Genomic DNA, 20,815 nt, shown 5'->3' on the forward strand with positions numbered 1-20,815 from the left:
CGTCAGACGCAAATGGTAGGTAATGCCTACCATCACTATCACTCTCCCAAAGCCTCTATTTCAGCACCGCTTTTGAGTGTATCCACAGAGGAAAGACGATTAAGTGCCGCTTCCATTTGTGCTTTTGCATCTGACCAATCATGAAACATATTGGTGAAGTAAACATCGATAAATTTACTCACTAGAGGTAAATTCACATCACTTTTGCTCATATCCAATCGTGTTAACTGCAACGGAGCCTGTGAATCGTGTAAGCCAACCGCCATATTAAAATATTTATAAGTTAGCTGCGCTACATCCAGCGGTGCAGAGCCATCCCAGATTTCATTAGGCCAATCCGTAATGTCTGTCTTGCTACGCACTTCGTCTTGATCAACGATGATAAATGCCTGTGCTGCGGTACCACTGTTACGAATATCAATTGCAAATTTAGAGGTGGGGTTAAAGCGCAGTGCTGGCATAATAGGCAAACGCCTCTCTTCTGTATCAAAGTTCGTAGCTGGATCTCCCTTATCAGCGGCCTTTCGATATGTATATGATACGCCGAATTCAGCTAGAGGCAGTTGAGGTCTGCCCGAAGACCATTGGGTATACCCCACACTCGATGCTAATACCTGCTTATCTGCATCTAACACCACCAATAACGCGGGTTTACCTTCAACAATCCGCATTCTTTTAAGATCTTCCGATGTATCTTTGAACTGAGACTGGGTAGCATACTGTGGCTGCTCAGATGCAGCCAAGATATGTGGTAGGATAATAAGTGACATACAAAATACTCCTATTGCATCATGATGCGCAGTGAAAGTGGCGTAATAGTTTCAAATTCATAACCCCGTCTTGGCTGCTCTATTTGCAAATCGGCGCCGCTACCAACCAGGCCAATTGTACCAACAATAATCGGTCTTCTTTCAGGTTGATAATCATAAAACATGTGTGAAACATAGCCTGTTACTTTTGTGCCATCAGGATTTGTGGCACTCTTTGGCGCATACACTTTATAGTCTTGCATTGTTGGTAAAGAACTTGATTCGCTGATCATAAACCACGTGGGCAGATCACCAGATGTAAGTTTGTTCTCTCTACCGGCCTGTATAACACCATTGCGATTACCCGCATTCCAGGTATATTCCTTCTGCCCGTCAAAAGAAAAGTCCATCATCCACGATGTCGTTACTCCTTCCAAAGGTGGCAGCGTTTGCATACCTTCAATCGCTGACTCCAACCGCACTCCCTCCGGCAGTATCAAGCCGCTAGCTCGAACCGACTGACCAAATACAGCTCGAGAATGGTTGTCAGTATGGTCACAGGACAATTCAATAGACCCGAGGTGAGGAAAGCGAAGATCAAGAGAGAAACCATATTTTTCAGTTGCATCCGCAGTAACGACATCACCTTCTTTCATCGCAAAGGTGCCGTAAAGTAATTCTGCTGGGGTAGGCACTCTACCTACAAAACCATGCAAGTAATAATTACGTGCACCTTTGTTTTCTGAAGACGTGTCAATGTATGCAGGGCTGCCCCAACGATGTACAATTTCTTTAACCGCCTCATCATTAATCAGTGTGTTTAATGTAGACATATATTCTCCAAAAATTTAATTACTATGTGAGGCTAAAGGCCTGCGTCCAACATCTCTTGTGGGCTTTGCGTCGTGCTTACCGATTCAATACTATTTAATCGCGCTTCTAGCTCCGCTTTAGCATTGGRCCAATCACGTAAAAAGTTAGTGAAATACACATTGATATGGGGCTCAATCAACTTTATGACTTGATCGTTTTGATCAACGTCTAAAGAGGAAAATCGCAACGTGGCATCCGACTGCTCAGCACCAACCGTTAACTCTAAATATTTATAACCACTGGTTGTTACGTCAAACGGTTCATCACCACGCCACATCTCACTAGGCCAGGTTTCTATGTTTACCGTGCTATATTGTTCATTTCTGTCACTGATCAAGTAAGCTTTAGCAATAGTGCCTGTGTTTCTTAATGCAATATCGTAATTTTGATGTGGTCTAAAACGCAGAGGGGGAATAAGCGGTTGTAAACTTACAGTCTCAGAAAAGGCAGTAACATCATCAGCATCTGAAGTACGGGCAGTATAGCTGATACCATGCTTTGTTGATGATAGTTCAGAGCGCTCCATCACTCCCCATAAAGTCACCCCAACCGTTGATGCTAAAATGTTATTGCTCGCATCAACCACTATCAGTAGTGTTGGTTTGTTTTCAATTTTTCGAGTCATGTGAATGTCAGTTGATCTCTGGGAGAGACTTGCTTGCGCGTAATATCCACTACATTCTGCTGCAGGCAAAACTTGTGGGTGAATAATCAAAGACATAGCCTTCTCCTAATTGCTTTTTATTTTAATTGAGACTGGTCGTACAGTGCGGATATTGTTGTTATCACCGACTACGAGTTCGATCTCAGCGCCACTACCAATAGAGCCAAATCGGCCATAAACAATTCCCTGACGTGTTCTGTAACTAGAATCAGAGTGATAATGTGCTAGGGTGCTAATCGTTGCAATATGCTGGTTTTGTGTGTCGCGCACCTCATGATCAGTTACAGTCTGACGATGCTCACTTTGACTGATGTAAAACCAAGTCGGCTTCAGTCCATGCACTAAACGGTTATCATCATGCGCAGCCTCTAAGGCAGCTGTATTGCCAACGAACCACTGCTTTTGTGAATCAGCACTAAAGGTCGCACTCATCATCATGGAGGTATCATGCTCAGCCTTCACAGGCACTCTTGCCGATATGTAACCGTGAGCAGTCGAAATAGATGCGCCTTCAGGGTAAATACGGCCACTGATATCTAAATCACCACCGGCCCTGTAATAGTATGCCTTGTTGGTAGGGTGGCTCGTATAGCTATCTGTGCGCATTCCAATCCAACCAATATAAGCGTCATAAAATGTATGTGGAACATCGCTATATAAATCCCCAACCTTATTAACAAAGGTACCATAGTATATTTCCGCAGGGGTCGGCATGCGTCCAGTAAAAGCATGAATAAAATACCTTGAAGCTTCTCCACGCTGGTGATTGGTGTTTCCTGCATAAAAAGTAGGACTCCCCCAACCATGTAATATCTCTTGTAGATCTTGCTTATTTAATAAGGTCTCTAACCTTGGTGCACCTTGATCACTCATCTGATCTCCTAATAACTGTGTCTCATCAATGCAAGCTATGTTCGGTGGACTGTTTCTAGCCATACATCATAAAATTTCAAGTCTAAGTAAACGTGCTGATGCACTAAAATATACACCAACTAGTATTGTACAATGTAAATTACACTCAACATACCACTAAACTACAACTTACTATTATACAATACCTAAAATATGTACATCGTTCACGCCGGTGGTGTACGTGTAAATAATATCGTAAGTGCCGTACCAATTCCTATGCCAATCAGGTGCGAGTACACCTGTAAACTGAAGGCGAATACTTTTAACATTGTGAATAGGCGTTGGTAGATAAAGGGTTTCCACACCGCTTACGCCTTCGATAACAAATGTGTGTGCACTAGACCAATTACCAGCTGCATCAGAGTATAAAAACTCAATTTGCTTGGGGCAACGATTGCGTCTTTGCGTTTCGCCTGAAATATGTAACCCAACCACGGTACGTTGTAACGTTTTAAAGTCAACTTGCAAGTAACTCGTGCCGTTCACTTGGTCGGAAAGCCACAAACCACCACTTTGAAAAGCATGAAAAGGCAAAGTGTATGTCCAAAAACGTGCGCCACTATAGGGTGGACCCGCGTTACGAAACCCAGTGAAATCGCTCGAAACTAATCCGTTGGTACTGGGTAGAGACAGTTGCTGTGGCTTTTCACACACATCTTGATGCGGTTGGTGAATATACAATGGCAATGGAACTTGATGCTGTTCAAAAAAAAGCGCCCGACCCATTGCAAAATCTTCTATGTGTTCAATTTCGAGATCAGCACCCGAGCCCTTTTTTCCAACTGTTCCTACGAAAAATACGTATCCCCTCACACTTAAATTGGCATCAACAGACGCGACACCATCTAGTTGGGTCATCACGAATACAAATGATCGTAGTTCGCCAGTGTGCAGATACAAGGGAAAAACGCCTCCTTCTGTCTCCTGTGGCCATCTAAATGACATAATACCTTCGTCATTGACCTCAAGCCGTGGCATATCTCGATAAGCAGCAGGTTTGTGCCCTGCACTCAACATCAAATTGATGTCATTTTTACTAAGGCCGTTATTAAGCCTCAAGTACGCTGCAAGCTCTTCAACCGGTCGAGAATCTAAACAAAACAACGCACCTTGGCTCAGGTCATTATGCCAAAGTGTTTTATCAAACGTTGGTAAGTTTGCATTTAAGTCTGTCGCTAGCTTTTTTTTATTAACCCAATAATGTTGGGACACCACCAGATCTCCTTTACATATTCAGCGAGCGCAAAACGCACCAGAGCCTCTGTATTCCTGACCTTAACCCGCTACAACAATGGATTAGTAAACATGACAAAACCTTATACAACACCTAGAACACGAATATCACTGATACCAATTGTACGGGTGAAAATTCGTCCAGGCCCGTAACGGTTTTTATGTGAATCAGGATTCAATACATCATTAAACTTCAGGCGCACACCTTTCACATTTTTTACCGGCTCTGGTAAATATAGAGTTTCAATACCTCGTGTACCTTGAATGACAAATGTATGGACACTGTGCCATACGCCCTGAGCATCAATACAAATAAACTCTATCTTTTTTGGACAACGGTTACGTCGCCCTATCTGTCCCGCAATATACACTCCAGAAATAGAGCGCTGAATGGTTTCAAAGTTAACCTGCAAATGACCATTTAAAGCACTTGAAAGCCACAAGCTTCTTTGAAACGCAGAATAAGGTGGTGTTGACACACCACGCTGCGCTCCACTATACAATGGCCCTGAATTATTTACACCTTGATAATCTCTGGTAGTCATACCATTAGTACCAGGTAAAGATAATGCCTGTGGATGAGTACTTTTATCGGCATGGGGCTGATGGATGAAAAATGGCATATCAATGCTATTATTCTCCATAAAAAGCGCGCCTCCTACCTCATATTCAGAGATTTCCTCAAGCTCCAAATCGGCGCCAGAGTCTTTGCCACCGACTGTGCCTGCAAAAAATACGTAAGCCCTAGCACTTAAGTTGGAGTCAACTGAAGCATACGGGCTTACCCTTGTCATCAGTAAAAAAAATGACTGAACGGGCCCCGCTTCTAACTGTAGTGGATAAATCGCTTGGTTCGTTTCTTGTGGCCAAATAAATGATATTTTACCGTTGTCACTGACGACCAATTCAGGCATCTGCCTGTACGATACAGGCTTATACCCAGATACTAACATAGCATTGATTTGAGCCGCATTAAGACCATTTTCTAACCTCAACTCATCCGCTAGTGCTTCAACAGGCCTAGCATCAAAACAAAAGAGCGCCCCCTGATCTGAGGTACCTCCCCAAGCCGTACCTGTAAAAGTAGGTAAGTATGAAGCTAAATCAGCTCCTAGTTTGCGCTTATTTATCCAATAATGTGTGGATACCATAATCTCTCCATTCTTGGTATAACACGGAAATAGGCAACCAAGTTCGTGCTAAACACAACCTAGTACAACCATTTGCTCTATTGCGATGTGATAGTAGTAGTTGTAACGACCTGACCAACGGTTATAGKCTCTGTCTTTAGCAAGTGACTCGATCAGTTCAAATCGCATGCTGACCACGCCTTTTAGGGGATCTGGAAATGTAAGGGTAACAATACCATTTGAACCTGTATTATCGAATGTGGGACCTGTTTGCTCAACGCCATCGGCCAATGTATAAAAGACCTTGATTATCCTTGGTAAGCGATAACGCCAATTAAGCTGGCCTTCAACAAACAAGCCTGTAATTTCTTTTTGTGGCTCTTTGAAATCAACTTTAACATAGCTGCCACCAGAGGCCGCCGTAGTCCCCCACACACCTCCAACCTTAAATGGACGCCAATAATTGCTACTTGGATTTGTTGAGCAATTAGCCACACGAATACCATTTGTTCCAATTAAAGACAGCGGCTGTGGTGCATTCAGATGGTCAATATGCGTGTTATAAATATTAAATGGTGTAGTTACTTTATTATCTGGTACATACAAGGGTCGACCATTTTTATATTCATCGACCTTTTCAATTTCCAGCTCGGCACCACTTCCTTTCGCACCAACTGAACCCACGAAAAAAATATGAGATCGAACGCTCAGCTGGCTATCTAACGTAGCCCTATCACTAGTATTACTCATTAAAAAAGCAAATGACTTAACCTCCCCTTCTTCCAATTGCGGAGGGTAGCAAAGGTAGCGCTGTGCATCAGGCCAAGAAAACGTAATGCCACCAGAACTATCGATAGCTATTTGTGCGCGACCACGCCAGCCCATTGGTTTCGATGGTTGCGTGAGCATATTATTAACCTGCGTTTTACTTAGCCCATTTTGATGGCGTAAATATGCTGCAAGCGCTTCAGGTTCTCTGCTATCGAGTAAAAACAACGCGCCTTCATTGTGGTCACTAGACCAGGTTGAGCCTTTAAATGTTGGCAGATATTCACTGAGACAGTTTACTAGCATTTGGCTGCTAATCCAGTAGTGGGCAGCGGTCATGAATATACTCCTTATAAGGGGACTCTTACAGGTAACATATTGACAGGATCTGGCGCCTGCCCTGGATCAGAACTCTCAGTTATCACCAGCAAGTCCTTGCTAGAAACAGTATCGCCGACACCAACTGAGCCTAAAAACTCGATGCCACCGGTTACATTTTCCACCTGCTCCCAGTCACCCTCAAGAACAGCAAACCATGTTGGTATTGGCAAAGGTTCGCTCGCACTATAAAGCTTGCTAGCCACTTTGTGAGATAATGACGCTTCATCATTAGCTTGGCTATATAAAAGGTTTGTGACTAATGCAGATTTGTTCCAATTAGGCGTTCCATACTCTACCGAATCGGTGTAAGACAGAGATTTACCAGATAAAATTGGAATTAACTCATACGTCGCAATGAAATCACTGCTGCGTGCTTTTAAAACCTGCAACATGTCCTCTTCTGATAGTCCCATGTCAAAAGCTGGTAATGCCCCTGAAAAAAGCATCAATCTGCGTTTGGAGTGATTTAAAAACAACAAAGTTTTTAAAACCGTTGAGTAGTTTGTTATCACCGTATTCCCCTAAAATCGTGCTACTGGCCTTTACCCTCAGCCCTAAATGTCATTCTATACATACCCGCCTAACTACTAGGTTTGTTTTGAACCAAGAAAGCTTTTTTGGTAGCACCGCTACCGAAATCTGCTGTCGACAAAAGATTTAGATCTATGTAGATAAAGCAAAAATTCCGTTATTTAGCTGCGCTAAATGAGAAACTTTTAACGCAGCTATCGTCAGGTTTATACCAATTTTCTTAATTAAGTAGTCTATTTTGAGGCGAGAAGACCTTGTCGATAACCAGGCAAAAGTTTCTTGTTTAGTTGTTCTAAATAAGAAACTTTTAACGCTGTTAGCGTCAGATTTACTCCTTCAAATTGAGCAAGTATTAAGTCAAATTGGTATTACTCTTTAAAAATGCTTAACTGATATTACAGATTAGTATCAGCCAATTGCGCATCAATGCTTGATTGGTCAACACCCAGCTCAGCTATGGTAGACAACAACGCTTTAAGCTCTGTATTTGTTTGCGTCCAGTCACCCAACAAATTTCTAAAACAAATATGGAGCGCTTTGCCCGCAACATGTACTGTGTSGCTATCAGGGTCAAGTTCAAGCTCGGTGAGTCTTACGTCTGTATACGCACTTATCTCTCCAATGCTCAGTTCTAAGGTAGGTAAGTCGCTTAGCGCTCGATTAAATTGCCCTTCGTTGAATAGAGCATCATGCCACCCCAAAGTCACCTTTTTACTAAAGTACTCTTTATTATCAACAACTAAATAGGATTTTGTCGCGACTCCTTTTGCTAGGATCCGCTCCGCTGACACCGCATTAGACGTAAACACAAGCGTAGGAAGGACGGGCTTAATGGGGGTATTGTACTGGCTCAGCACGGGCTGCTGAGCTTGTTCTGACATTTGTTCATAAAAATAAAACCCGCTTAAATCATGCTCATTTCCTTGTCTTTCTTGAGACATATTCCAATGGGTTTCACCTACAGTTGTAAGTAATACCGTATCATTCTCGTCTGTAATCACCAGTATGGCCGGCTTGTTTTCTAATTGTCGTGTCAATGCAATATTTGGATCACTTTGTTTAAACGCGCCCTGCGTCGCCTCATTCATCGACTCTGACTGGTAGACAAGCATGGGATTTAACATTATCGCCATCATTGTGCTCCTAAGTTGTGATTATACGTAAACCAGCCATCCGGATATGTGAATTAAATCCGGTTGCGCCTGAAATCAGTTCAAGATCTGAGTTAGTGCCCATCGCACCCACATTTCCGACAATTAGAGGTAACGCACTGGTTTGCATATCAACATGCAAAGACTCTATCACTGCAGTGTTATCCAATGAGTGAGGGTTTTGTACAACTCGTGTTTTCCAGCTAGGCCGGTTTTCGCTCTCCGAAATATAAAACCAAGTCGCCCCAGTGGTATTTAACCCTCCAGACAGCGCTTCTTGGCTAAGCCACCCGAGATTCCCATTTGACAGCACGAGCGTTTTAGTTGATTTAAAAGACCAATCTAACATCCAAGACTGCGTAGCCATTGATGCAACGGGAAGCGGTGACAAGGCAGTATAACTTGAAGCGATAGATACCTGCTCTGGCCATATACGACCTGTCGATTTGACACTTTTATTTATGACACTCTCACCAACAGCCGTCGCAACATTAAAGCTACCTAAATAGCGCTGCTCCAGCGTAAGCGGCATATCGCGATGGCTATCTCCTACTCTGTCAATAAATGTGCCGTGTAAAACCTCACTTTGAGTAGGGATGCGGCCACAAAATAAATGTACAAAATACTGCCTTTGTGCTGTATTTGCTACATTCGCATTCGAAGGCGTTGCRAATGCTGGACACCCCCAACCGTGTAAGATCTGGCGCAACGTGTCATCAGGTAAAAGTGATGATACCTCATAGCTATCAGCCATATAGTCTCCTAGGCGTTATATCTGAATAACAGTTCACAACATGTTATTTAATAGCGTCATGCTAGACCCTAGTTACTAACATAAGCACATCATACTTGTGCTACTTAATTCTACGATAAACAAATGTAATGTGCTCAAATGAGAAGTTATTGTACAATAAAAATAAACACATGACAGCCTATTCATAAATAATCACAACGAGATGGGATGCAACGACCTAAATTAGCAGTATGATGTGTTAGCTTGGGATATAATTTAGTACGGCTTAAAGATATTGTACAATAATTAAAAACAAGCAATTAGAACAATAATTATGCGCGCAATCGATACATCGCTCATARATACAACAAGTCCTTAAAAAACGGCTTTTTCTTCTTGATTTTTAGTGCCTATTAAGAATAGCATACTGACCTTAATACAGAGACGCGATAGTTTGCTCATCGCATATTAAATATCTTACAGACAGGTCTTATCCATGATACGTGACAAGGTTCTTGTAGCCTCCGTTTACGCAGGCACGAGTGCGCGCGCAACTCGCTATTATCTATCGTCCAACAAACAATTTGACGTAGACTGGCATATTGGTAAAGAGGAAGCGCTACGCTGGTTTGCTAGAGCACGCCTGTCTGACAATAAAGTTTCTGATCTCAAACCATGTGGGCAACCAACTTATGAGACTCGTCGAAAAAAGCGGATTTCACGGCAAGAGTATTTAGCTTGGGCGTATCAAGCGACACATAAAACAGAAACAACAGCATGTTATCTAACCCCCAACTTGTTTTTTGATTGGCGAAATACACAAAATATAAAAGGGCTGACAGCTCATTGGTTAGAAATTGATACCGCAGGTCATACTCCACTCACAGCCAATCAATCATGGGAAATATATCAGCAAATTGCAGACTGTTTAGGTGCATCGAATTTACCAGCACCAACTAACTGGGTGTTAACAGGCTCAGGTGGCGTTCATCTGTACTGGCGTTATGATCAGCCAGAGCTGGTACAGAACAAAACCCATCGTTTCACACTCTTAAAACGCTGGAAAGATATAGCCGCAAAGTTAGGCAAAAAGCTTGAGACCTGGCGCATTAAATTAGGCTACAACGACTGGAAAGTCGACCATGGGGCATCAAACGACCCTTCTAGATTAATGCGTATGCCGGGCAGCCAACATAACAAAACCGCGCGAGAAGTGCTCTATCTCACAGGAGGACCTGTGACAAGCTTACAAATGCTAGGAAAAAAGCTAGGGTTTAAAGTGCCAATTACAACGGACGCTGCCACCGCACCGGCCTCTAAAGCAATGAAAGCGCATCATATAAGAACTCCCAAGGTTTGTACTAGTATTGCGCGAGATCCCGCGGCTGACAAACTGGCTAAACTGGCAAAAGATTGGGAGGTGTACTTACACCGACATGGGCAAGTGGTTAAAGGTAAACGCGATTTAACGCTATTCCACTTGTACAATATCTATCGTCGGATAATGGCTCCACAAACTGCATGGGACAAGATTATTCAGATCAATGATAAGTATATCGGCTTTACTGGGCAGCAGTTAAGCGCGTACCTATCAAGCTCAATAAAAACAGTATACCGATACACACTTAAACGGCTCAACGACATACTGACCGACGAATTAGAACTCCCCTTAAGTGTGCAGCTAAAGAGTCGAGAAAAGTTGAGTCCAGCAGAGCAACAACGTCGCCAATCTATCAGCGCTAAAAAAGTCAGTAAAGCGAGAGCAAGTACTACGTTAAATACCTTGGTGGAATTAGTGCTGAGGTTATGTAAAGCCGGTTACACCTTAACGTCTCTTACCCCCAACGTCCTGCTTAACCACTGCCAGATTTCCAGAGCTACAATTTATAGACACTGGAATAAAGTCATTAAGACTGTACAGCAAAGACGTCCGATACAACTAAAAGAATTACTCAAGGCTCAACACTATTCGTCTCATTCGCTCGGGTTCTTTATAACCCCCCCTAAATCGCGAAGCGGTAATAATGTTTTGAAAGAGCCTGCAGAGCAATCCTCCGCTAATTTATTAAGTGTTCATTGTGATATTCCGATACCTGATATTTGAATGTGTTTAGTTCGTTGGCCTTTGTATCACTCTCAAGCTAATTTATTTTTAAATTAATAAAGGTACCTTAGGATCCATAAGTAAGGTCATAAGTGAAATACCTAAACGATTGCACCCTAGGCATTACCGTGGCAAGATACCGCCCTACTCTCAGGTCTGCTATACGTTGCGTTTTTACACAGAAAGCCTGAAGTTTAAGCTTATAAATATCGAATAAACTGAGTCTTGGAGTTTTTATGGGTGATGATAATAAACAAGGATCTTCAGCGCTGGAAAAACGACATCGACGTCGCTCTCTTCGTTTAAACCAAGAAGAGAATCAAACAAGTGCGTTGAATACTGATGAGGTGCAAAGTCGACCTCGCCGCCGTCACTTATCCAGTGAACGTAGTGATATAAATAATCAAGAGCACACTAATAGACAAATCTCCAGGCGCAGGACAAAAGGTTCAATAATGCACGACGAGGTAACAACACAGTTACCAACTAAACAAGCATTTATGCCACAATACCTAGGTAGTGACAATCATATCAATATAGGTAAGGATGAATGGCGCTTACTGAAACGAAAACTAAAGCGACCCGCTCTTGTATCTTTACTCAATGAACTGGTTGAGAAAAATAATATAGATGTGCCCTACCGCATGACTAGCAAAGAGCAAGCTTGGGATGACTTTCAGGCGCTAAAAGCTCTCGATGCAGGCAGTTTACTTCATGTTAATTATAACCACGCGCGTATGAGCTACCAGCATCCTATTTCACTATTAACCATTGATGTTGATAACACCGGTAGCAGAGCGACAGATCCGTACTTTCAAGCAATCCGCTTTACATGCAAAGGAAGTCGTGTAGGCTCCGCTACAGATAGTTGGAATGACCAAGAGTCAAGACGTGCCGTATTCAATCACATTTTGGATCAAGATACGCCCTTCATTGACAGACATGTTATACGCAAGGCGCTAGGCACAAGGCGTTATATTGCCGCACAGTACAGGCCAGCAGTAGCGAAAGCAATTTTTCACTACTTTAAACCTAAATCAGTGATCGATATGAGCTTAGGATGGGGAGATAGATTACTGGGATTTGAAGCCAGCCCTTACCCTAAACGCTTTGTTGGTATTGATCCTGATAATAGAGTTATTCAGGCTGGTAATCTAATGCATAAACAATTGAAGCAACGCAGCAAAAAAGTTGAATTATATAATGCACAAGCAGAATCGTTTAAGTACGAAATACTTGAAGAAAAAGCTGATTTACTGTATTTCTGCCCTCCTCCATTTCACGATGAGAGATATACTGATGAAGAGAGTCAAGCATATAAAAGGTACAAAACTGAAAATGCGTTTGTTGATCACTTCTTAGTTAAAGCTGTTGTTAATGCTTGGCACATGCTCGAGGAAGGCGGTGTTCTGGTCTTAGATATGGGTGATTTAAGAGGTTCCAAGCGTAGTGAGCCTATTCGTTTTGTTGATAGTGCGATAGATGCGATAGTTCATAAATGTCAATTTGCTCGATATATCGGAACCATTGGAGCAAGGATCAATGACCGAACAGTAGACGACCAGTTAGGTGCAAGAATTGACCCTATTTGGATCATCAGCAAAGGAACACCATCAATTACAGAGCAAGCGCTTTTTGGCCGATTCACATCAAAGTAGTCTATTTAATTCAGCGCGCCTGTCGCGCTGACACGGCTTATAACTCCCTCTCTTACTAATCTAAACTTTATCACATCTTACGCATCACATAATGTGACTCATCGCTTTGTAATAGTCATGTTGACTTTTACGAGCGAAATGCTCATTTTCCTCATATTACAACCCGAACTCTCTTCATCAAGCGTATTCAGTCAGGCTCTTGGTATTATCAGGTTTTAATAGAGCGGCTCTCATCAATATCTAGCTTTGCCAGTTTTGCATTGCAATCTTATTTCGTTTTGCTTGTGATTATTTATTTTAAGCARACTAAAACGTTTTTTCACAACCATCACCCATRCCATTCTTACAATCTTATTGGCTGAAGCCACTACGGATTTGTAAAATGGCAATCGCTTACGTAAATTTTTTACCCACTTACTCTACCCTGTTAACTTAGGGGCTATCTTCCGCTGTATACTGTTTAGCGACTAAGCAGCGCTATGCAGATAAATAACAGCCGTTATAAAAGTTGTATCAATAACACGGTAAAAAGTAACGGCTAAGATTGTGCCTATTCTAACCATGGTTTTTTAATCTTTGGCATACGCCCTTTGTATTGCTAAATGCACTTAGTTCTTAACCCAGTAGTTAAACTTGTTTATTTAGCTCGGTCACTTAGTCATACAAACTCGTTAAGTGTAGGCATAGTAAAACATCCAGATTATTATCTACATTTTCTAAGATATTAGTTCTTGTCGTTGCATTATCTATGTAGGTGTAGGTACTTTGGGGGGGAGAGGTGTTATCGGCCAAAAAGTTTTCTCACGTTAAAATAAATAACTTGATTAAACGAGGTAGCATCACTTTGTCTTAACTGTTTCTAAAAACAATGATATATCAAGAGGGAATTTATAAATTGGTTTTTAGTACCTTGATACTGTGTCGCGATGTCAAAAAGCATAGCAATATTCTGACCCCATAAACAAAACCCGACGCATAAAACGTCGGGTGTCACTCACTATCTTACAAACTTATTTCAAGTTTTTAGGTATAAAACTCCGCAAGACTATAAGGGATATGGATCTCAATGTCGAACTTTTTATCGTGTATTTTGATAAGCTATCCATGCTTATCTGTTTATTTTCCCACTACTTATAGCAAGCCTGAATAGTGTGTACCAATGGTACGCTGCTTATTTCTTTGTATGCGCCTACACACTGGGTGACGTCGTTCAAACGATAACTCTATTTAAATGGATTTGACACTGACTCCAAAAATTAGTGTACCAATGGTACGCTACTTATTTCTCTGTAAACATCTACAYATGGGATGAAATCGTTAAGTAGCCAATATTATTTCAATAGGTTTGACACTGACACTAAAATTGAGTGTACCAATGGTACGTTGCTTATTTCTTTGTATGCGTCTACGCACTGGGTGACGTCGTTCAAACGATAACTCTATTTAAATGGATTTGACACTGACTCCAAAAMTWAGTGTACCAATGGTACGCTACTTATTTCTCTGTAAACATCTACACATGGGATGAAGTCGTTAAGTGGCCAATATTATTTCAATGGGTTTGGCACTGACTCCAAAAATAAGTGTACCAATGGTACGTTGCTTATTTCTTTGTATGCGCCAACACACTGGGTGACGTCGTTCAAACGATAACTCTATTTAAATGGATTTGGCACTGACTCCAAAAATAAGTGTACCAATGGTACACCAATTTTTGATAGTTAATTGGTAAATCAATGTAGTTAGACTTCTATGGTTGTTAGCCGCGTGCTCGAAAGAAACGAACTAAAGAAATGGAAATGTACCATTGGTACGTTATTCTTAATAAAGAGTTCAGCCTAAGTCTAGCTACGTTGATAGTACGTATCAGTAATATTTAGTTCCATACTCGACCGAGCCATAAAGTAGAACTTCAACGATACACAGTTCATATAGACGAACAATAAATTGATCTCATAGAACCACTTTTGCTTATCCACTGAGCCGGTATTAGCAACCGCCAAGCACATAGAAATTCCATAGAATGATGAGAGTAGGGTACATAGCAAAGATCTAAGCATTACGCCAAAGTAGGGTGGCTCCCTCAAAATACAAGCAGTAATGATATAAGCACGTCTATTAAGCTTGTCTAAACCAGTTTCAATCAGGTTAACAAAAACCAACTAACACAGTTAAAATAGTGACTACTATAACAAGCTCAACGTAAAGTCATTTCGAATTGATAGCCAGAGGAAGAGAAGGGTGCAAGTACATTGACGATAACTGAGCGCGGCAATGGCATTATTGACAAGATTTCTCACCTCAAAATAGCTCTCTTAATCAAACGAGTTTTATAACTTACCATTAAACTAGTAGCTCAGACTCAAAAAGTATTATCTCCTAAGCGTCGCCAAACACATTGTTGCAGTTGATGCTTTAAGGGCAACCTTTATGATACCAAATTTTTTAGGTATGGAGTGAATCAGTAAATACTAATAATTGAGTCATAGTACCAAGTTCATTCATCCCTTATGCTATTTCAACATTAAATAAACTATTGAGTGGCGAGTATGAGGATGTGGTGTAACGGATTTAAATTTCCATAATAGCCATCGATATTTGCTTTGACCCATTCATCCTTTGATATGTCGGGCCAATTAGCAGGCATATCTAGAAAGAATAATAGTTCCTCAAAGAAGAAACGCTGAGCTCTACCATTCCCTTCTCTAAATGGATGAATAATGTTTAATTCACAGTATACGTCCGCGAGTTGAGCCAAAATTTCTGCTTTAGCTGCATGTATATTCAATGCTTGAACTTGTTGGAACTGCTTTTTTATTTCAACGTCGATACGAGAACAAGTACAAAACCGGGTATCTCCCTTGGAAATATCAACTGTTCTGATTTCACCAGCCCAAGCGTACACGTCTTGAAATAAATACCAATGGAGGTGTTTTAGATGATTCAAATTAAACTCGTCAAGAGAGTTTAGGGTAGATGAGTATTCACTGTATCTAAAAGCGGTAAATTCTAACTCGGCCTCTGATAACTCATCTGCATTCGTAATATTAAGCTTATTAATTAGTACATCAGATCCAGGATAGCAGTAGCTATCCTGTGCAACACCATATTTATCTCGCATACTTTGCTTTTAGATCAGCGATCGACTTGCTTAAGTCTTCTTTTTTAAAACTCAGTCCTTCGTATTTAGAACTAATTTCAAAGTTGCTCATTTTAGGTATGAACGTTCGCACATTTTCTGTTTTTTTTACCGAAGTAACAGCCATAAATTCCCCCTTCTAAAGCCGTATAAGTATAACGTAGCGACATAGTTATGCCAAGGTTTGCACCTATGCCCTTAAAGCGAGGTGATAGGTCACTTGGCACATGTTAAGACTAGCTGCATAACTTCATTTCTTGGCTTGCTATCATCTCAGCTAAAATAAATATGACGACACAATCGAAAGACTTTTTGCCATACACTCTTTCAGTGCGAAAGAAAGTTATCTGAATTAAAGAAAAGAGCAGGGAAATAGTTAGTTTGTTTAGACTCTTTGCGATATCTGGAAAGAGTGAGATCTGTAGGTGAATAAAAATGGGTAGCAAAAGAGGTAATTTAACCACTACGACAAGCAACACCTTTTTAAAAGATAGCCCATCTCTGAACTCAGTACGCTCAGGTATTTAAAAACCCAAGCACATACTATTTACTTATAATCAATTAAGTTTATTGGTTCATTTTATAACGCGATGGTACATCAACATCTAATGATAAATCAGCAAGTACCCAAGAAATAAAGTCATTATCATCTTGGCTCACTTTATCACAGTCTTTAGCGTTTTTTCGAAGAAGTGTAGTTCCTTTGTGTAGATCAGCATTCGAACCTACTAAATTCATATTCTTACACTGCTCGCCCATAATCTCCCTCCGATAAGTAATCTTCAATCAATGCAGTGTGCACCACTACTCTTAAGTCTCATTTCGTCATGATAGAATGTAAAGCCGAACCACACTTTAAGACAAACTAACACGTACTGCATTTTAATTTTTACTATTTAGTGAGTCAAGAAAGGGTAGGTGAGTCCTTGATCAGAACGCAAAAGATGAGCTCATACAGAAATTGGTTATTGTACAATAACTATAATTCTTTATGCTCAATCACGGTTTCAGATTGAACTTTTCCGGTCGCTTGTACCATTTTGTTAAGTTTATTATTTTGTAACTGAGCAGCATTAAACTCTTCATGAGGATAAAAAGTGATCTCGTAATCAACAATTTCCCCGTCTTTACGAATAGCTGTTTTAGTGAATTTTTGCAGCACTTTAGAATCAACTAGCTTATTGCATGCAGAGTTAACATCCCGACCACAGTTATTTAGTTGAGCACGAGATATTACTTCACTGGCTGGTAGTTTTCCGTAATCATTCAATAGCTTTCGCACGCGTAAGGAGTATGTTTTTCCCGCAGCAGCATAGGTAAATCGCATCATCAGTCTCATGTGAATATAACGAGATAGTCCTTTTTGCATCTCTACTTGTGCAAATTGATAAGGACGATAACGCATCGCTTCAATTGCAGCATTGAGCAGTGGATGAAATGTTACATAGCATTTATCGTCCCTGTGGCCAGTGGCTTTGCCGGAGATATATTTTTGCGGAAAAACTGCAGAGCTAAACTCCTGAACATCTTGACCATTACCTGACAAGCTTCTGATCTGCAACGCACTTTTACTCATCACTTCAATGGCTTCTTTAATATCATCAGGATGAGCGCTCTTGCCTATTTTTTCGAGCTCTTTTTGTATTCTATGTACAGAGAAGTAACACCCATAAACTGGTCTATTATCATCTCTTTGGTATCGACCATTTGCTTGAAGTAAACCACCATCGGATGCTATACGCATGATCGCTGCTTCAACTTTTTCTTCCCTATCTCCAGGCCATATAAAAACTTCTTCTGTATCACCATCTTTACCTTTGCGCTCAATGGTTGCTGGTGACATTTGGATTTCGTAATCAATATTGTCATGGGTAGTTTCAAATTTTACGACAGCGGTGTCGACTTCTGAAAATCTTGCCCAATTCTTTTTTTTACGCAAAAAACGAGGAATACACGCTAAAAACTCAACTGCATTAGCATAGTCAATTTCAGTTCGTTGGTTAACCATAMCGAAGAGGGCAGTTTTTTCAGACTCAGCTTTGATAAAATCATCTCGAGTGATCTCTTTACTTGACATTATCATGATCCTCATTTGATTAGTTTAGAACAGCGCGTAGGGATATTGGACTGAGTTTGCCGCAAAAAAGTCATATTCGCAAGCGATGGGCATAACCTCTGATCTATCTGATTAATACAACATAAGCATTTGATAATTAATGTGTTATTGAGGTATTAATTTTAACAAAAACTAGGATCTTTATAAAAATAATCAAAGGGATCAGTGGTTCAGGTTAAAAATAATCACTATGATCAGAGGTCCGTGAGATTTTGCATGATGTTGCGTTCCTCCTGCTCAATGATATTAAAGTGAACTTTTCATTAATAATCATACAGTTAAAATTTTAGTGGTGAACTTTTCGTTGTTCTTGAGCTATAGAATTTAGACTTTACCGCTGATTTTTATGATTGCTATGATTTCATTGATTACTCACAATTATCAGCTGACCTATGATTCCAATGATTATTTGATACTACAGCGATTTTTAAAGGTTTTCGTACCACTGATTTTATTGATTACATTGATTTTTATGATCATTAGAATCAACTCAACCACTGATTCTAATGATTGTACTCATTTTATTGATCACTCAAATCGTGTAGCACCTATGATTTTTATGATTACACTCATTTGATTGATCGTTTAAATCCCCCATTTTGAGTAGTAAATGGATTTTACTGATCAGTAAAATCAACTTAGACCCTTGATTTGACTGATTAGTCTTTGTTAGCACTAATCATAACCTCTGATTTTGATGATTAAGGTGACTTACTTATCTACCACTTATTTTATTGATTTAAATTCATAAGATTATGTTTTAATTGATAATTTTTACATTTAAAAATAACTACTTTAGACTTTCCCTGTTCTTATTGATTAATTTTAGTTCGTCAGTGCGTATTTAGTAAGCAGTGAATAGCGTTTTATTGACCGCAACTGTTAAACTTATTTTTTGTAAAACAGCAAGTTTGGAACTTTGAATTTCTAGTGGTTAATATAGATTAAAGATCTTTATATCTACTTAGATCTATAGGTTAGATCTGGTTAGTTAAGGTTAGATTGTTAGTAAGTTATTATATTATAAAAGGTTTTAAGGAATTTTGAATCATTAAGATCAGGGGTTTCGATCCTTTCAGATCAGTGGTTACCAATCATTAGAATCAGTGGTTGTGTTTTTTATCTGATTTTATTTCCACAAATTTTCCACAGAATTAGGTTTTTTATTCACAGATTTTTTTATAAATTTCATATTGATCAGTGGTCAATATCCACAGCAAGCTTAATTYTTCAGCTGTTTTACCACTGATTTTTTTGATAAATCAGTGGTGGGTAATCACACGGATCAGTGGTAAATGATCGCTTATCCACAAGCCTATATTGCTTACTTTTCTTCTTCGTTAACACTTCAAAATGATGGCTATGGCTGTTGATCTAGTATGCTTTGTAATTGACAATGCATATCATTAGGTACGTCGATATTGTTATAGTGTTTTACCTCCCACTCTCCAAGCTGATCGATTTCGATGTTATGTCGATATGCTTGTAGCCTTGCACTCACAAGATCTTTGCCTTGTTGTCGATACACTGCGCAACCATAATCGTCTAGTGAAACGAAATGACGCTTGTTTGGCTGATTCACAATTGTGTCAATTTCGTGCATTATTAATAGGGTATGCTGCATGAATCCTAGCAATTGCTCGGCGCAGTAAGAAAAGACAGTTTCGGGATCTGGCTGAGAGATTGCACTGATCTGGCTGACAAACGCATCAAGTGCATTGAGATAGACTCGTTGCCACAGTAAATGTTGTGCGCTGGTTTTTACTTGCCATTCACTCAGTAGCGTATTTTTGAGTTGCTCTGTGGCAATCTTTATCTGTTGCCTTACTGTGCCATCACATTGATCAACTTGGCTAAGTTCAGATTCTAAGTCGAGCAACCAACTAAACCACTTGTCATATAAAGACATTAATAACTCTTGGCTTTCAATATGAAAAGGAGGTTCGTAGCTGACCATTTCATTCAGTGAGAAAGTTTGGTTTGATTTAAATGTTTCAATCCACTTGGATGAATTCATTCTAAATGCAAGCTTTTTATGATGTGTACTTGGTGCTACATGCATTGTATTTTCCCTTGATAGAATGCAGCCCACAGATGTGGGCTGAGGTTAATTTAACGGTTTGTTGTAACGAGCGGCTGATGCGGCGACTAGTAGCGCTGAAATGTTTCTCAACTCAGTTTGAATTGTCGCTAATTGGTGGCTACTGTTTTGGGTTTTGTCCACGATGTTATCAAGCCAGTCTCGTACTTCTTTTTGCGTTTCGTTATGTTGATTAACGGTGGCGGAGGAGAGCTGCTCTAAAGCGTCTGGGTGCGACTTGATAAATGATCTAACATCCTCATGAAATCTAAGTTGATCCGCATCAAGATCTTTCATTAATTCAACAATATGCTCAAGTCGCTTAGCGGTTTCTCTATGCGCTTTAGTCAGTTCGTTGAACGTACTGGTTTGCTCAACCCAAGCGGGGAGTGCTTGTTCAATTTGTTTAAATAACGGAGACATTTTGTAGCGATATAGAAAGAACAAACCGATGATAAGCGCTGATGATAAAAACACATCCGCCATCACTCGAATTGAACCATCTTGCTCTACAACAAGTGCCCAGTTAAAAAGAGCTTTGATTATACTCTCCATGATACTTCCTTCTTGAGTAGGCGTGCTAGCGCTCGCTA

17 protein-coding genes are annotated in these 20,815 nt (G+C 40.3%); 2 read left to right on the top strand and 15 right to left on the bottom strand.

The window, feature by feature from the left end:
• Positions 1-38 precede the first annotated feature (38 nt).
• From EAG18_RS08470 to EAG18_RS08515, 10 genes are all read right to left on the bottom strand, one after another.
• A complete protein-coding gene (locus tag EAG18_RS08470; protein ID WP_125251950.1) occupies positions 39-770 on the bottom strand; it encodes a hypothetical protein in 732 nt (243 codons plus the stop codon).
• 11 nt (positions 771-781) lie between these two features.
• Positions 782-1,582 carry a hypothetical protein gene (locus tag EAG18_RS08475; RefSeq protein WP_125251951.1) on the bottom strand — a complete coding sequence of 267 codons (801 nt, stop codon included), beginning with the start codon at positions 1,580-1,582 and terminating at the stop codon, positions 782-784.
• A 32-nt stretch (positions 1,583-1,614) separates the two neighbouring features.
• Complete coding sequence (locus EAG18_RS08480) at positions 1,615-2,343, bottom strand: hypothetical protein (protein ID WP_125251952.1); 729 nt, start codon at positions 2,341-2,343, stop codon at positions 1,615-1,617.
• A gap of 9 nt (positions 2,344-2,352) precedes the next feature.
• On the bottom strand, positions 2,353-3,159 hold the full coding sequence (locus tag EAG18_RS08485) for a hypothetical protein (RefSeq protein WP_125251953.1): 807 nt from the start codon (positions 3,157-3,159) through the stop codon (positions 2,353-2,355).
• Positions 3,160-3,333: 174 nt separating this feature from the next.
• Positions 3,334-4,410, bottom strand: a complete 1,077-nt coding sequence (locus EAG18_RS08490) for a discoidin domain-containing protein (RefSeq protein WP_125251954.1) — start codon at positions 4,408-4,410, stop codon at positions 3,334-3,336.
• Positions 4,411-4,514: 104 nt separating this feature from the next.
• Positions 4,515-5,582, bottom strand: a complete 1,068-nt coding sequence (locus EAG18_RS08495; protein ID WP_125251955.1) for a hypothetical protein — start codon at positions 5,580-5,582, stop codon at positions 4,515-4,517.
• Positions 5,583-5,630: 48 nt separating this feature from the next.
• Positions 5,631-6,668, bottom strand: coding sequence for a hypothetical protein (locus EAG18_RS08500; protein WP_125251956.1), 1,038 nt, complete (start codon positions 6,666-6,668; stop codon positions 5,631-5,633).
• An 11-nt stretch (positions 6,669-6,679) separates the two neighbouring features.
• Positions 6,680-7,222 (bottom strand): hypothetical protein, encoded by a 543-nt coding sequence (locus EAG18_RS08505; RefSeq protein WP_125251957.1) that lies wholly within the window; start codon positions 7,220-7,222, stop codon positions 6,680-6,682.
• Between the two features lie 414 nt (positions 7,223-7,636).
• Positions 7,637-8,377, bottom strand: coding sequence for a hypothetical protein (locus EAG18_RS08510; RefSeq protein WP_125251958.1), 741 nt, complete (start codon positions 8,375-8,377; stop codon positions 7,637-7,639).
• Positions 8,378-8,384: 7 nt separating this feature from the next.
• Positions 8,385-9,146, bottom strand: a complete 762-nt coding sequence (locus EAG18_RS08515) for a hypothetical protein (RefSeq protein WP_125251959.1) — start codon at positions 9,144-9,146, stop codon at positions 8,385-8,387.
• Positions 9,147-9,621: 475 nt separating this feature from the next.
• On the opposite strand from EAG18_RS08515, the gene EAG18_RS08520 reads away from it, so the two are divergent.
• Together EAG18_RS08520 and EAG18_RS08525 are read left to right on the top strand one after the other, a co-directional pair.
• A complete protein-coding gene (locus EAG18_RS08520; protein WP_125251960.1) occupies positions 9,622-11,229 on the top strand; it encodes a hypothetical protein in 1,608 nt (535 codons plus the stop codon).
• A gap of 236 nt (positions 11,230-11,465) precedes the next feature.
• Positions 11,466-12,887 carry a hypothetical protein gene (locus EAG18_RS08525; protein WP_125251961.1) on the top strand — a complete coding sequence of 474 codons (1,422 nt, stop codon included), beginning with the start codon at positions 11,466-11,468 and terminating at the stop codon, positions 12,885-12,887.
• A gap of 2,533 nt (positions 12,888-15,420) precedes the next feature.
• On the opposite strand, the gene EAG18_RS08530 is transcribed toward EAG18_RS08525, so the two are convergent.
• From EAG18_RS08530 to EAG18_RS08545, 5 genes are all read right to left on the bottom strand, one after another.
• Entirely contained in the window at positions 15,421-16,008 is a 588-nt protein-coding gene (locus EAG18_RS08530) for a Fic family protein (protein ID WP_125251962.1), read from the bottom strand.
• A gap of 585 nt (positions 16,009-16,593) precedes the next feature.
• Positions 16,594-16,764, bottom strand: a complete 171-nt coding sequence (locus tag EAG18_RS22155) for a hypothetical protein (RefSeq protein WP_161972755.1) — start codon at positions 16,762-16,764, stop codon at positions 16,594-16,596.
• Between the two features lie 241 nt (positions 16,765-17,005).
• Positions 17,006-18,103: a hypothetical protein gene (locus EAG18_RS08535; RefSeq protein ID WP_125251963.1), complete on the bottom strand. Its 1,098-nt coding sequence runs from the start codon at positions 18,101-18,103 to the stop codon at positions 17,006-17,008.
• 1,399 nt (positions 18,104-19,502) lie between these two features.
• Positions 19,503-20,204 carry a hypothetical protein gene (locus tag EAG18_RS08540; protein ID WP_125251964.1) on the bottom strand — a complete coding sequence of 234 codons (702 nt, stop codon included), beginning with the start codon at positions 20,202-20,204 and terminating at the stop codon, positions 19,503-19,505.
• A gap of 45 nt (positions 20,205-20,249) precedes the next feature.
• Entirely contained in the window at positions 20,250-20,777 is a 528-nt protein-coding gene (locus EAG18_RS08545) for a hypothetical protein (RefSeq protein WP_125251965.1), read from the bottom strand.
• Between the last annotated feature and the right edge of the window lie 38 nt (positions 20,778-20,815).

Origin of the sequence: Pseudoalteromonas sp. J010 (assembly GCF_003934235.1) — a bacterium.
GTDB classification, from domain to species: Bacteria; Pseudomonadota; Gammaproteobacteria; order Enterobacterales; family Alteromonadaceae; genus Pseudoalteromonas; species Pseudoalteromonas peptidolytica.

Excerpts from the sequence above, each read along its gene's own strand:
- EAG18_RS08495 (WP_125251955.1), bottom strand. The coding sequence starts at position 5,582 with ATGGTATCCACACATTATTGGATAAATAAGCGCAAACTAGGAGCTGAT.
- EAG18_RS08530 (WP_125251962.1), bottom strand. The coding sequence starts at position 16,008 with ATGCGAGATAAATATGGTGTTGCACAGGATAGCTACTGCTATCCTGGA.
- EAG18_RS08475 (WP_125251951.1), bottom strand. The coding sequence starts at position 1,582 with ATGTCTACATTAAACACACTGATTAATGATGAGGCGGTTAAAGAAATT.
- EAG18_RS08485 (WP_125251953.1), bottom strand. The coding sequence starts at position 3,159 with ATGAGTGATCAAGGTGCACCAAGGTTAGAGACCTTATTAAATAAGCAA.
- EAG18_RS08525 (WP_125251961.1), top strand. The coding sequence starts at position 11,466 with ATGGGTGATGATAATAAACAAGGATCTTCAGCGCTGGAAAAACGACAT.
- EAG18_RS08470 (WP_125251950.1), bottom strand. The coding sequence starts at position 770 with ATGTCACTTATTATCCTACCACATATCTTGGCTGCATCTGAGCAGCCA.
- EAG18_RS08520 (WP_125251960.1), top strand. The coding sequence starts at position 9,622 with ATGATACGTGACAAGGTTCTTGTAGCCTCCGTTTACGCAGGCACGAGT.
- EAG18_RS08540 (WP_125251964.1), bottom strand. The coding sequence starts at position 20,204 with ATGCATGTAGCACCAAGTACACATCATAAAAAGCTTGCATTTAGAATG.
- EAG18_RS08545 (WP_125251965.1), bottom strand. The coding sequence starts at position 20,777 with ATGGAGAGTATAATCAAAGCTCTTTTTAACTGGGCACTTGTTGTAGAG.
- EAG18_RS22155 (WP_161972755.1), bottom strand. The coding sequence starts at position 16,764 with ATGAATTTAGTAGGTTCGAATGCTGATCTACACAAAGGAACTACACTT.